Annotated in this window: 12 protein-coding genes; 2 read left to right on the plus strand and 10 right to left on the minus strand. The window is 45.3% G+C overall.

All coding sequences use genetic code 11. The annotated features are described in order from the left end of the window. Position 1 precedes the first annotated feature (1 nt). The 7 genes from gldM to ACMVP2_RS09610 all read right to left on the minus strand — a co-directional run bounded on the left by gldM (position 2) and on the right by ACMVP2_RS09610 (position 8,474). A complete protein-coding gene (gldM, locus tag ACMVP2_RS09580) occupies positions 2-1,585 on the minus strand; it encodes a gliding motility protein GldM (RefSeq protein ID WP_416867542.1) in 1,584 nt (527 codons plus the stop codon). Between the two features lie 32 nt (positions 1,586-1,617). Continuing rightward, positions 1,618-2,424, minus strand: a complete 807-nt coding sequence (gldL, locus tag ACMVP2_RS09585; RefSeq protein ID WP_317488695.1) for a gliding motility protein GldL — start codon at positions 2,422-2,424, stop codon at positions 1,618-1,620. Between the two features lie 43 nt (positions 2,425-2,467). After that, on the minus strand, positions 2,468-3,508 hold the full coding sequence (gene gldK / locus ACMVP2_RS09590; protein ID WP_152001661.1) for a gliding motility lipoprotein GldK: 1,041 nt from the start codon (positions 3,506-3,508) through the stop codon (positions 2,468-2,470). Positions 3,509-3,699: 191 nt separating this feature from the next. Continuing rightward, complete coding sequence (locus ACMVP2_RS09595; protein ID WP_339789937.1) at positions 3,700-4,656, minus strand: type IX secretion system membrane protein PorP/SprF; 957 nt, start codon at positions 4,654-4,656, stop codon at positions 3,700-3,702. A 93-nt stretch (positions 4,657-4,749) separates the two neighbouring features. Next, on the minus strand, positions 4,750-5,526 hold the full coding sequence (locus tag ACMVP2_RS09600; RefSeq protein WP_317488697.1) for a uroporphyrinogen-III synthase: 777 nt from the start codon (positions 5,524-5,526) through the stop codon (positions 4,750-4,752). A gap of 42 nt (positions 5,527-5,568) precedes the next feature. Beyond that, positions 5,569-6,687 carry a DUF4271 domain-containing protein gene (locus ACMVP2_RS09605; RefSeq protein WP_416867543.1) on the minus strand — a complete coding sequence of 373 codons (1,119 nt, stop codon included), beginning with the start codon at positions 6,685-6,687 and terminating at the stop codon, positions 5,569-5,571. A gap of 89 nt (positions 6,688-6,776) precedes the next feature. Next, on the minus strand, positions 6,777-8,474 hold the full coding sequence (locus ACMVP2_RS09610; RefSeq protein ID WP_416867544.1) for a BamA/TamA family outer membrane protein: 1,698 nt from the start codon (positions 8,472-8,474) through the stop codon (positions 6,777-6,779). A 36-nt stretch (positions 8,475-8,510) separates the two neighbouring features. Here ACMVP2_RS09610 and hemW point away from each other — a divergent pair, with 36 nt between their 5' ends. Then, positions 8,511-9,635, plus strand: coding sequence for a radical SAM family heme chaperone HemW (gene hemW / locus ACMVP2_RS09615; RefSeq protein WP_416867545.1), 1,125 nt, complete (start codon positions 8,511-8,513; stop codon positions 9,633-9,635). A gap of 42 nt (positions 9,636-9,677) precedes the next feature. Beyond that, on the plus strand, positions 9,678-10,043 hold the full coding sequence (locus ACMVP2_RS09620; protein WP_152001655.1) for a hypothetical protein: 366 nt from the start codon (positions 9,678-9,680) through the stop codon (positions 10,041-10,043). Position 10,044: 1 nt separating this feature from the next. On the opposite strand, the gene ACMVP2_RS09625 is transcribed toward ACMVP2_RS09620, so the two are convergent. The 3 genes from ACMVP2_RS09625 to ACMVP2_RS09635 all read right to left on the minus strand — a co-directional run bounded on the left by ACMVP2_RS09625 (position 10,045) and on the right by ACMVP2_RS09635 (position 13,266). Next, a complete protein-coding gene (locus tag ACMVP2_RS09625; protein WP_317488701.1) occupies positions 10,045-10,773 on the minus strand; it encodes a LytR/AlgR family response regulator transcription factor in 729 nt (242 codons plus the stop codon). 21 nt (positions 10,774-10,794) lie between these two features. Beyond that, entirely contained in the window at positions 10,795-11,823 is a 1,029-nt protein-coding gene (locus tag ACMVP2_RS09630; protein ID WP_339789920.1) for a sensor histidine kinase, read from the minus strand. A 93-nt stretch (positions 11,824-11,916) separates the two neighbouring features. After that, the gene (locus ACMVP2_RS09635) at positions 11,917-13,266 is read right to left on the minus strand and encodes an NAD(P)/FAD-dependent oxidoreductase (RefSeq protein WP_339789917.1); all 1,350 of its coding nucleotides are present in this window, start codon (positions 13,264-13,266) and stop codon (positions 11,917-11,919) included. Positions 13,267-13,275: the final 9 nt, after the last annotated feature.

A 13,275-nucleotide genomic window follows, 5' to 3' on the forward strand; every position in this document is an offset into this window, starting at 1 on the left:
TTTATTGTATTCGAACTGTAAGAATTCTAGGGCCATAGTTGTTAAAGTCCTCTGTGGCACCTTTGAAATTCATACGTTGTACTTGCTTAATGTCAATCACTATCGCATCACCACTCCTTGCCTGGCCAGCTATATCAGCCAAGTTGATGTCCGGCCCCTGGAATCGGCGAACCACAACGGCTCTCGCACCTCTTACCAATGCAATTTCTGAGTCGGTTACTCTGAATCTTGCATCGTTAGGGAGCAAAGAAGCAAATGACTCATCAGGCTCAGCTCTCAATTGAAGCGCTCTTGGTGGCTGAGCCACACCCATTTTCATATCAACCGCTCTACCACGGTCATACACAACTATTTCAGGCTTGGGTATTCTCTTTACCGTGAAAGTCTCTGTTCCAATCAAGTTTCCTCCACTCGATACGGCTATGTCCACTTTTGCTGCCTGAGGCACAACTGTAACAAAGCCCTTCTTTGAAGGATCTTTTGTGGCCGTACCACCTGTTACATTAAATGAAGGATCATATGCTTCTCCCATTGCGGGCACCTGAATATTCAGTTCGTTACCGCAATTCAAGTACAAAGCTGACAATGAAGCAGACTGCACCTGTATTACCGGCTTCGACACGAAGTATTTCACAGTATTTACGAAAGTTGTATCCTTGCCTCTTGAGTTTACTGTAATAGCAGCCTCAAACGACTTCTCAGCCCGTCCGTTTACGTAGTTTCCAGGTGTAGCAGTAAATTCTACCTGACCCATTCCACCTACAACTGGAATCTCTTTCCCATCAATTGTCATGGTAGGATTAGCAGAGGATGACGATGCTGCAATAAACAGCTCAGCCCGGAACTTAGTACCAGCAGCCACAATATTGGACTCTGGCCGAACCATAGCAACAATTTGATCAAATTTAAGATCCGCTGCACCCACTTGTCTTGCAAGTGTCTCAAGTGCCCTTGCCTCCGAGTCAATCAATTCCATTTGAAGTTGACTTAGGGTGGCAAGTGCGCCCACCATAGGAGTATTAGACCCAAAGTTCAACTCAGCAAAACCTTTGGTGTTCTGGTTCGGATCGTTTGCAAACACTGGCACGTCTTTCGCATCTAAAGCAATGTCCTTAAATGAGTCATCTCCAGTAGTTTGACGAAGGTATTCAGAGAATTTATTCAACTTCTCCTTCAACACATCTCCTTCACCCGCATTAATGAATAAGGCTGGAGCCGCATCAATATCCTTTTGGCCCACAAGTTGTCCATGCTCGTCCCTGTTGCCTGTAATTTCGATGAGTCGATTCTTATATACCTCAACCTCCTGAACCGTTTTTTCAGTCTCCTCACGAAGTGCCTTGGCTTTCTCGAGCACCGCCACGTCGTCAGCTCTTTCGCCAGATTCAGTTACAGCGGCTTCAATCCTGCCGATTGTGCTTATATTCCCCGCAACTTTCTCTACGACAGTCGCCTCAAGGCTCATATTAATAAGAACAAATTTTTCTAGTACACTGTTACTTACCTGCAGTGCCAGAAGTGCAGTCAGTACCAAGTACATCATACCGATCATTTTATCTCTCGGCGATTGTTTCCCTCCAGCCATAGTTTTACTTTTTGGTGGTTAGTAGAAATAAATTAACCCTTCATGGCAGTAAGCATATTGCCATAAACTTTGTTCAGTTGCGTAATATTCGTTGTAAGCTTAGACAATTCACCTTTGAACTGCTCTGTGTCCTTACCGGCCTGCGCAATGCTTTCCATGGCAGTACCTATGTTTGAATAAAACTTCTGCATCGCCTTCAGGTGAGTATTAGCATCCTGAAGTTCCATCTCATACACTGCATTCAGCGCACTAAGGTTTTTAGTTACACTTTGCACCTGAGAATGATATTCTTTAGCATCCTTTGAAGCGTTGGCCATCTCTGTCATAGCTGTAGCTGTAGTAGCATAAGCTTTGTTCATGTCCGTCAACGACTTAGAAGCGGCTTTCACATTATTTGCGTACTCGTTGGTCGCAACTGATGCTTCGCCTAATGCAGCCATCTTGTTAGATGTGTCTGCAAGGCCTCTCATGCCTTTTCCTAAACTATCCAATAACTCGGGGCCAATCTTAGCTTCCGCCAGAATTTTGTCCATTTTTTGGCTAGTTCCGTCACCCACAGCAACTGCAGTTGGTCTAGGTCTTGCCGGGCCTCCGTCGAAGTCGTCAGCCAATTCTGGATAAACTTTTGACCAGTCTACCTCCTTGTGCTTCGGTTCGAATGCACTTAGAAAGAAAATGATTGCTTCTGTGGTAAGTCCAATACCCAACATCTCACTCGCACCGGGAAGGTGAAGGATTTTGAACATGGCACCGACAATTACGACAGCAGCGCCAATACCATAGACTTTGGGCATTATTGTTGAAAAGAGAAGCTCCTGAAATCCGCCTTTTTTGCTCATCTGTTTAAAAATTTAAGTTCTTAGAATGGGTTTAGGTTAGTGTTTAGAATTCACTGCCAGCTGACCTTCCGAGGTAAGTCATCGCACAACGGAAGCCTATACTTGCTCTGGAAGTGTCCTTATATTCAAATGTTCTTGTACCTGTCTCAAGATAGTAGGCGATGTCTTTCCACGATCCTCCTCTTATTACTTTCCTAGGTTCATTATCATCGTTATAAGTTGGGTTCAGATCCCACACTAACGGAACTGAAGCCTCATCAAATGCATCTTCGCACCACTCGGCTACGTTGCCCGACATGTCATAAAGACCGAAGTCATTGGCAAAAAACGTTGCCACCGGTGCTGTGTAAGCGAATCCATCATCGAAATAGTTACCTCTGCCTGGCTTAAAGTTGGCCAACAGACACCCTTTCGTGTTTCTTATGTACGGGTTACCCCATGGATACTTGGCCATATCTCTGCCGCCTCTTGAGGCATATTCCCACTCGGCTTCAGAAGGGAGCCTGAAGTTAGGCATCCTGAATAAGCCCTGGTCGGCCCGGTAAGAGTTCAAATGCTCCGTTCTCCAGTCGCAAAAAGCTTGCGCTGATTCCCAATCGACACCTACCACAGGATAGTTGTCAAAGGCAGGGTGAGACCAATAGTACACCATCATAGGGTCGCCCATATGGTGTGTGTAATCTCTTACCCAAACAGCAGTATCGGGATAGATATCTTCCAGCGTAATACCCTCTGGCATGTCTACTTCTGATCCCTCGGACATTGCTACAACAAACTGACGATACTCATTATTGGTAATTTCAGTATCGTCCATGTAAAAACCACCTATTGTGATTTGCTTGTTGAAGTTGATCTGCGTAGCAGCCACATCTTCGTCCGCCTGTCCCATGTGAAAAGTACCCGGAGGTACTGACACCATTCCAAATGGTATCGTCATCTCCCAACCTTCCCGGTCAGGAACACCCACAAGCTCTCCTCTGTCGTCATACCCACCACCGCCAAGGCCAAGTAGCCCACACGATTGTGAAACGACAGCAAAAATAATCAGAAGAGCTAAGTTTTTTACAACACTCTTTTTATTCATAACACCTAGTTTATAAAAAATCCTGCAACTATAAAACAACACAAAGTTTACAAATATTATCATTAAGGTCTTTTATACCAATTTTTTTAGAGTCGGTTAACGCAATTTTAACAAAAAAAAGAATAATTCCGTTAATTACCCCTGTTTTGTTTCACAAATAATCCTCTTCGGGCAGTAAAAAGCTTCCGCTATCAGAACCTAAACCTCGGTGTGCGGATGATTTTCTTTCCGCCGCCACCGGTGAGCCCGCCTAATTTGTATCTGACAAAAACTTCGTGAGAGGTCGACTGTTTTGCCTCTCTGCTTTCTATTACATAGTCAAAAGAATATCCGACTTTCAAGATACCGTCTTTGAGGAAGTTATACCCCAGAAGTACAATCATAGCTTCAGACTCCCTGAAGCCCAAGCCTCCCCAAAGTTTATTTTGGTAGGTGGCAATGGCGCTTGCATCAAAAGTAAATGTTTTGAAGGTAGACCTGACAAGAACGCTTGGACTCACTTCCAGATTGTAAGTGGGCTTAAAGGAGTAGCCGGCCATCAGGTTAACTGATCTTTCAAGCCTGTTTTCTATTTGTGCAATTCCGAAATCAAATGAAGGCGATAAAATATGGTTGATGCCTACTCCAAGATAAAAATCGGTATTGGAATACATAGCTCCGAAGCTAAGGTCTGGCCTCAGCTGAGACTCCCGGCCTCCCTTGTTAAGTGGATCGTTCGGATCAACAAATCTCCACTGATCAAAGTCTATGGTTTGCATGACCAATGAAGGGCGAAGACCGATGCTGACCCTTCCCCGGTTAAAGTTTTTGTAGTATGCCCCGAGGAATTGGAGGTGCACGTTGGTCAACGGTCCAAGCTGATCGTGAATGGCTGTTACGCCAACTGCGCCGGGCATAGTCGCCAGCGGCATACCGAAGTTGAACTGCTGTGTAGTGGGGGCCCCACCAGATCCGTCGAAAGAAGTTGCATAACCAGCCCACTGCGTTCGGTGCAGGGCAGATACATAGCCGCTTTTCTCCTGCGTCAGCCAGGCTGGGTTATAAAGGGCCTGGTTGAACATGTAGTGGCTAAAATGAGCATCTTGTTGTGCCGAAGCTGTGTAACCAGCACCAGCCAGAAGAATAATAAAAAACAATTTGTTTCTCATGCAGCTTATTCGTTGCCGTTAAGGTAGTTAAACTAGCGTAAAAGCTAAAGTACTTTCTACAACAACCTGAAAGCCTGCCAACCTTAGCTCAAGCTACACTAATCCGTTTGCCATTTTAATATAGAGCTCAATGGCACCAGTCATAGAAGGGGCATTGGGAAGAGGCGCTTCAATGTCGAGCACCAGGTTCGCATCTCTGGCGGCTTTTGCCGTTGTAGGGCCAAACACCGCAATTCGTGTGTCGTTTTGCTTAAAATCCTTAAAGTTGACAAACAGGGAGTTGATCCCTGATGGGCTAAAGAAAGCCAATATGTCGTAGTAAACATCCTCAAGATCTGAGAGGTCGCTTGCTACAGTTTTGTATATAATAGCCTCGGAAAACTTGTACCCATTTTCCTCAAGAAAAACAGGGATGTCTTCCTTCCTTATGTCGGAACACGGGAAAAGGTATTTTTCGTTTTTGTGCTTTTTGATAATCTCTATCAGGTCAGTCGCTGTGCGAAGACCAGTAAAGATTTTTCTCTTCCTGATGACGATGTACTTCTGGAGATAGTTTGCTGTTTGTTCTGAAATACAAAAATATTTCATGTCAGCTGGTATCTCAATCTTGCTTTCAGCAGCGAGTCTGAAAAAGTGGTCAACAGCATTTCGGCTGGTAAATATCACGGCTGTGTGCGCCAAAATATCCACTTTCTGCTGCCTGAACTCTTTAATATTGGTTGGCTCAATTTTTATAAATGGCCTGAAGTCAACCTTAATATTATATTGCTCTGCAAGTTTGAAGTATGGGGAATTTGGGTCAGAAGGTTTTGGCTGAGAAACTAAGATACTTGATACCTTTTTAAGCCTACTCTTATCTTCCAAGATCATATCTGCGCTATTTCCTGTTTTGAGTGACTGCTACACTTTCGATCAAAAAAACATCCATTTGATCAAAAGAATCGCTGGTAATATTTCGGTGGCGCAAAGATATGAAAATAAATGAAGTTTTTGATAGCGGGTTTCAAAAGCTAATTTATAAAACATTAAAAGCATGACGGAAATTAGGAAGGCAATTGCAAAACCGGCCATATTACTGATAAGCCACTGTGACGCTGTTCCGAAAAGGTAGAAAAAGAGCACGTAGACGAAAAGTGCTATACTAAGCAGTATAAAAATGGTGCGGAGGTATTCAAAAACCTGTAGGTAGATGGCTCCTCTCATTTGGAAGATCTCTCCAAAAATTTGGATGAGGAACCTCTTCGACAACAGGAATGCCAATATAAGCAATGCATAAACAGCCCATTCGCTAATATAGTTTGATAGCGTTGGGGAGCCGGCAGCCTCCGCAGACAGGTAAGACTGGCCGATAGTCAAAAAGAATGCGGCCAACATACTAACCAGCATGTGTATGGTGATGGAAGGAGTGGAAAGAAGCCGAAAACCGCTCACCATTTCATCCCTTACTCTGAAGCTGAGCACCCTGTTGAGGTCGATAAAAGATCGGAAAATACGAGAGAACTGCAGCCGGAAGAAACCCGTAGTGACTAAGAAGGCAATTGTAAACAAGAGTATAAAATGATCTCTCTTGTCGATAGAACGCTTGACAGGAAGAATTACTTTGTCATTCGTCCCGCTGCTTTCCTCATGAGCGATTGCTGTTATGTCAGCCGATGCCAGCAAACCCGTGTCTTTGTGCAGCACAACAAAAACAGAATCCCTGGCAAACTGGCTTCGCCATTCGCCTAAATCCAGCTGAAAGCAATCTTCCTGTGTTTCGCCAAGTATAAGCTGGCTATCCACCCAAACAGCTGTGCCAATCGGTGCACATATCCTCAAAAAATGGAGGTAATCGCCGTTTAGCTGGATATAAAACCCGACAAGTGCCGGATCGGGCAAAGTGGCTTTGAAAGAAGGTTCAAAACTGTTGGATTCTGTGCTATAGAACCATCTCTCCTCCAGAATCCGCCTGGTTGCACTACTCTCCTGTGCGGAAGCCTTGCTCAAGCCAAAAAAGGAAAGAAGAAGTAGCAGAAAATGGTATTTACTCATGGGCGAACATATCGTCACAAAAATGATAGCTTAAATTGTATAAGCAAAACACTTGGGTTTTTTAACTCAGCCTTGCTGCGCCGCACTTGCTAAAACCGGTTGACAAAGCCGAAATGAACTTTGGGCTGAGTTACGTCCATCGGCTGCCCTTTGGTGCCTCCCACAGCAAGCATCAGTCTGAAAATCCCGTTGTTGACTTTCAATACCATGCCCCCTCCTACCCCAGCAGCATACACCCAGCTACCCACTTCACTGCTAATAATTCCCTGGTCAGCAAATGTGACGAAATAGCTTTCCTCCTGAAACAAAAACCTGAGCTCAGCCACTCCCACGCCATAGCGCTGGCTATAAAATTGATTTTCGTTGAACCCACGAAGCCTTCTCAAACCACCAAACCTGAAGAGGTCATTCCTGAAAACCTGCTCGTTGAGAATGGAGCCCACATACACCTGCTGGGCAAAAACAACAGCCTTCGCCGGCTTCAAATAGTTTTCGAGATACCCCTCAATGGTCGCCTGGATTGATTTGAGCTGGACATCACTGTATAGCTCAGGATCAACAATACTATTTCTAACTATCTCTTTTTGGCCAACACCTATTGTCAGCCCCGATGACATGCCTTTTGACGGCAGCAGCATGTCATCAAGCTGAGTATAAGTTATAGCCACCTGGTACTGGTTCAAGCGGCTGTCGGCATTGACCAGTTTCTCGGCACTACTTATTCGATTAGCCGACAAAAGACTGTTTTGCCTGAAGTCTACCCCAAACCCAAACTTCAGGAAATAGCCAATGGGAAGCTTAAAGCCAGCCTGAGCTGACCTCGTGACAAAAGAGGAGTCTTGCTTGAGCTGCTGAAAGGCTCCATGAAAATCGAGCGGAGAGCCAAGCAAGACAGGGTGGTCGTAGGCAACTTCCAGCTTTTGAGAAGCCACATTGAAATTCTGCCAGTTTAAATACACATGCTTGCCGGTGCCAAACAGGTTGTGCAAGTCGGTTTCGACCTGACCGGTTAGCAGCAGCTTGCCCGTTTCGGAGTTTTGATCCGGCAAAAACCCAATGACGCCGTCGATTTGGTTGACCTTCAATTCGTCGACAGCGAGGCTGACTCTCGCCTTGCCGGCGTAAAACTCTACCTGCGGGCTTGATGAAGTTCTTAAATATCCGCTGTTATTAATTCTGGAAGCGATGCCTTGAAAGGCCTTTTCAGAATAAGGAGTACCTGCAGCTATAAAAAGATACTTTTGAAGGAAACTGGCCTTGGTCTTGCCTTTTTCTCGTATCACCAGTGTGTCAAACACGATCTGCGGCCCTTTCTCCACCTCAAGCGTAGCCCTAAGCGTGTCGTGCGAAAACACCGCCTCTGTGAAGTAGAGGCGGGCAAACGGGTAGCCGTTGTTGAGGTACAACTCAAGGTCTCTGGTGAATGCTGCTTTATTTTGAAGGCTTGTCCAGGATGAATATTGTTTGCCGCTCCTGGCATTTCGGAGAGACAAGTATTGCTTTTTACCTGCTGACAGAAATCCGTTGACCGTATCACCTTTCCAACGTAGGTCATGAAAATCAGCGAAGATGTATCCGTCGAGCCTGAACTTCGAGGTGATTTGGCTAAGGGTTGAAACTACCTGAACAGAGTCGGTAAATTTTCTGTTGTCCAGGGTTTTTAGGGCATAGCTGGCCAGTGTGTCAACAGGTTGAATGTTTATTGTGTATACCTGCGACATCGCTTCGGTGGTGCCGAAAAGAGTTAACGCCCCCCATGCCAACAGGTAGCTTGCGAGTCTCCCCAATGTTTTGCTTAGTTTTGCTGGATAAAGTAAACGCTCTTGGCCGGAATTTACATTCATATTCCTTTTTGTTCGCAGGCATGTCACTATTGCGACTTTCATTTCAGCACCTCGCTGAAGTTGAAAAGTGACCTCATTGCATCAATCTGCCATGAAATTACGCTTCAAAAAGGGTATTTAAACAATGAAGCCATAGAAACCGTCTATTTAGGCGGTGGAACACCGTCGCTGCTTGATGAGGGCGACTTGCAGCAGGTTTTTGACGCATTGAAAGAGAGCTTTGAGTTGACGCAGGTGGCGGAAGTGACGCTGGAAGCTAATCCGGAGGATTTGACAACAGCTAAGCTCGACACTTTTAAGAAACTTGGAGTCAACAGGCTGAGCATCGGGATTCAATCGTTTTGGGATGAACACCTGAGATTTATGAACCGGTCGCATAGTAGCAGCCAGGCGCTGAAATGCCTGGAGCTTGCACAAAAGGCCGGTTTCGAGAACATCAGCATCGACCTGATTTATGGCGTGCCCTTCAGAGATCACTCAGTGTGGCAAAATGATCTGCAAAAAGGGATTGAATTAAATGTTCCGCACATTTCGGCGTATTGCCTGACAATTGAAGAAAAAACTGCCTTTGGCAAATGGCAAAAAACAGGCAAGCTGGCCCCGATAGACGATCATTTTGCTGCTGAGCAATTTGAAATGCTGGTTTCAGTTTTGGAAAGCGCCGGTTATGAGCAATACGAGATTTCCAACTTTGCCAAGCCGGGTAGGCACTCGAAGCATAACACTGCCTACTGGCAGCAAAAGCCTTATCTGGGCATTGGCCCAAGTGCCCACTCCTACAACAGCTCAAGCAGGCAGTATAATGTCGCCAACAATGCCGCCTACATCAAGGCGCTCGGCGAAAATAAAATTCCGACAACGGTGGAGGTGCTGGAGGCTAATCAGGCTTTCAACGAGTACCTGCTGACCACCCTCAGAACCATGTGGGGCACCAGCCTTGAACTGGCCGGTACAAAGTTCGGTGTTGACCTTTTGAAGGAAAAAGAGAGGGAGCTTTCGCTTCTTCACAAGGAGGAGTTATTATTTACAACCGATAGTACACTATATTTAACAAAAAAAGGCAAACTTTTTGCAGATGAAATCACTTCTCAACTTATGCTGTAGTGAGCAAAAGAGAGATTGATTGCCGGACACCTTAGGATTAAAATGGAAAAAGAAGAGAAAAAGGCCTTTATGCTTCTTAAGTCGCTTATCTTCCATTACCATGGACTAGATGAGGATGAGCAAAACATGCTGAACGACTCGGCCGAATCGCTTGATGCGTTTGATGAGTTGCAATGGGCCAATACTTTTATTGCCGAGGACTATCTTTCTGCCTTCGACCGCTCCAGAGAGTACCTGAACAAGGTGATAAGCAAACTTGAGAAAGAAAAAAGGATAAAATACCTCCTTTCCGTGTGGCAGGACAATGACAAAAAGGGCTACCTCACTGAAATGGAGGCAACCGCTATGTTAAACCTTGCCAAGGACTGGCACATCGAAAAGGAGATTATCAATATTGTGAAGCAGTAGCTTACAAAGACATCATGTCTTTGAACTTGGCAGCCTGCCTCCTGCTCACTTCCACCTTTTCACCGCCTTTTAGCTGCACCATTAGCCCACCATTGAACCAGGGCTCGATAGACTCCACCCAGTCAAGATTAACGATATGCTTGCGGCTTGCCCTAAAGAAAGTTCTGTCATCCAATCGTTCATCAAGAGCGTTGAGCGACTTATGAATCATGGGCTTAAAGTTATCGAAATAGACCTTTATGTAGTTGCCATCGGATTCAAATAACCTGATGTTTGAGAGCCTGACAAACCAGCACTTGTCGCCATCCTTCACAAATACCTGATCGGTGGCGCCAAGTTTTTTCTGCGGTAAACCTGACAGGTCTTCCTCGCCTTGCGCTACTCCTTCGTTGAACAGTTTCTTAACGGTTTCGTTCAATCGTTCCGGCTGAATGGGCTTTAGCAAGTAATCAAGCGCATTGTACTGAAACGCTTTGATAGCAAATTCATCGTACGCCGTTGTGAATATAACCTTTGGCACTCTCTCCAGGCTCTCAAGAAGCTCAAATCCAGTTTTGCCCGGCATTTGGATATCCAGGAAAATCAGGTCTGGCTGCATGGTGTTGATTTTTTCAAACGCATCATCAGCATTGACGGCTTCTCCTATCAGTTCAATGTCTTTGTGTACGCTCAGCAAAGTTGTTAGCTCTTTCCGTGCCAACCTCTCGTCGTCGATTATCAGTGCTCTCATGTCTAGATCTATTATCAGTAATTAAATTGTTTCAGGAAATTTTAGTTCAGTCAAAACCATATTTGTACCCTCGTTCGCAATTTTAAAGGAGGCGCCGCTTCCGTAAATAAGCTTCAATCGGCGCTTGGTATTTTGCAGACCATATCCGCCGTTGGGACTCACCACCCCATTCTTGTACGACCCGCTGTTTCTGATCTGCACCATCAGGGTGTTGTTTTTCACTTCCGTGGTCACCTTAATATGTCCGCCGTGCTTAAGGTTGGACACGCCATGTTTAATTCCATTCTCAACCAGCGTTTGAATCATCATGGGCGGCACCATGTAAAGGTAAGAATCGGGATGGATTTGAAATTCTGTCTTAAGTCTTTCTTCGAATCGGATGGTTTCCAGCGCAAGGTAATCCTTTACTGTTTGAAGCTCGTCCTGAAAAGGGATAAGCTTCTTTTTGTCGAGAATCAGGGAATATCGCAGTATGTTCGACAGCTGTGTGATGGCTATTTTCGATTTCGACGGGTTTTCGTCAACAAGGGCTCTGATACTATTGAGGGCATTGAATATAAAATGCGGGTTCAGCTGCGACTTCAGGTTGTTGAGCTCTATTTCGTTGATGGTTGCTTCAAACTGAAGAGACTTGTTGTACCTCTCAAAATAATGAAAGGTAAAATAAATCAACGCCCAAATAAAGGTGAGTGTCCAGGAGATGAGGACGTTCGCACTCATTGTCTCAAAACTGAAATCACTCTTCATCAACGTGCCCAGGCTGTACTGAAGAGCCAATAGAAAGAAGTAGTCGATAATGCCTACCAGAAATGTGGCAAATATCACCTTTGGGATAAGAATTGGCCATGAATTGCCCAGCCAATTCCGCCTGATCATCAGTATTCTTAAAAAGTGCGTAATAAGAATATAGAAAGCGGTCGAAATGATTTGTCCGGTGATGTCGGATAGCGTGAGTGTTTTTGCAGTAGACAGCAAAAACAAATTGCTGAAGCCGTAAATCGACCATCCACCAATCTGACAAATCCAATATATCCGCCTCTTATTGATCATCTTATGGGCGAAATATAAATAAAATCCACACTTGGTCTAATACATTCCGGTTAAGTGGAGTGTTTCTCAATTTCAAACCGTTAGCGGGCCCTTTCAACGGGAGGTAACTTCCTCCTTCTCAGGTTCTTTTTCTTGCCTGGCAGGTTTCTTCACATAAGGCCTTATGATAAGTCTTGTGCTTCGGTCAAACGTGAAATAATTCCATATCCAGTTGCTCAGCACGATCCACTTGTTGCGGAAGCCAATAATGGACAGCAGGTGAATGAACATCCAAACCCACCAGGCGATGAATCCTTTCATTCTTATGTTGCCAGGCAAGTCGACAACAGCTTTGTTTCGTCCAATGGTGGCCATGCTGCCCTTATCAAGGTACTCGAATTTCTTCATTTCCTTCCCCTTGTCGAGGTTGACCAGGTTCTTTGCCAGTAAGGTTCCTTGCTGAATGGCCACAGGCGCCAGCATGGGCAAGCCATTTGGGTAGGCCTCTGTCGGGAAATAGGCCACGTCGCCAATGGCATAAACATTGTCGGTGCCAATCACCTTGCAATACTCATCTACTTTGATGCGGCTTTTGAAAACAGAGGCATCTGCTACTCCGGGCAAAATGTTGCCTTTTACACCGGCCGCCCAAATCAGCGTACTTGCCGGGATGCTCATGCCGTCATCCAACACGACGGTTTTCCCGTCGTAGGACTTCAAGCGCTTATCAACCAACACCTGCACATCGAATCGCTTAAGGTAGTTGAAAGCGTTTTCTCCCGCCTCATGGCTCATGCCATTGAGCAGCCTTGGCAGGCCCTCCACCAAATAGATCATCATCTTTTTGAAGTTGATTTCCGGGTAGTCCTTGGGCAGCACATGTAATTTCAGTTCTCCAAGCGCCCCTGCCAGCTCAACTCCCGTGGGGCCGCCCCCTACGATCACAAAGTTCATCAGGCTTTGCTTCTCTTCCGTGTCAGATTGCAACACAGCTTTCTCAAATGACTGCAAAAGCTGGCTTCTCAGGTTGAGTGCATGGGGTATTTGCTTGAGCGGAAAAACATTCCTCTCCAGCTCACTGTCGCCGAAATAGTTTGTGAGCGACCCGTTCGCTATCACAAGGTAATCATAGGTCAGTTCTCCGATCTCTGTAATTATACAATTCCTAGATGTGTCGACAGACTCAACCGTGGCCATTCGAAAGTAGAAGTCTTTGAAATTCTTTAGTCGCTTTCTCAAAGGACCTGCGATAGAGTCGGGTTCAAGCCCTGCAGTAGCCACCTGATAAAGGAGAGGTTGAAAAGTGTGGTAGTTGTGTCGATCAAAAAGAACTACCTGAAAGTTTTTTTTTCTTAAACCTTTCGCTATTTTTAAGCCTCCGAATCCTCCTCCGATGATTACCACTCGTTTTTTGGAGGTCTGAGGAATCATGATATCGCCCGATTTTTTTATTTGTTCTGACATAATAGGAGA

It is taken from the genome of Imperialibacter sp. (genome assembly GCF_048007035.1).
Classification (GTDB): Bacteria; Bacteroidota; Bacteroidia; order Cytophagales; family Cyclobacteriaceae; genus Imperialibacter.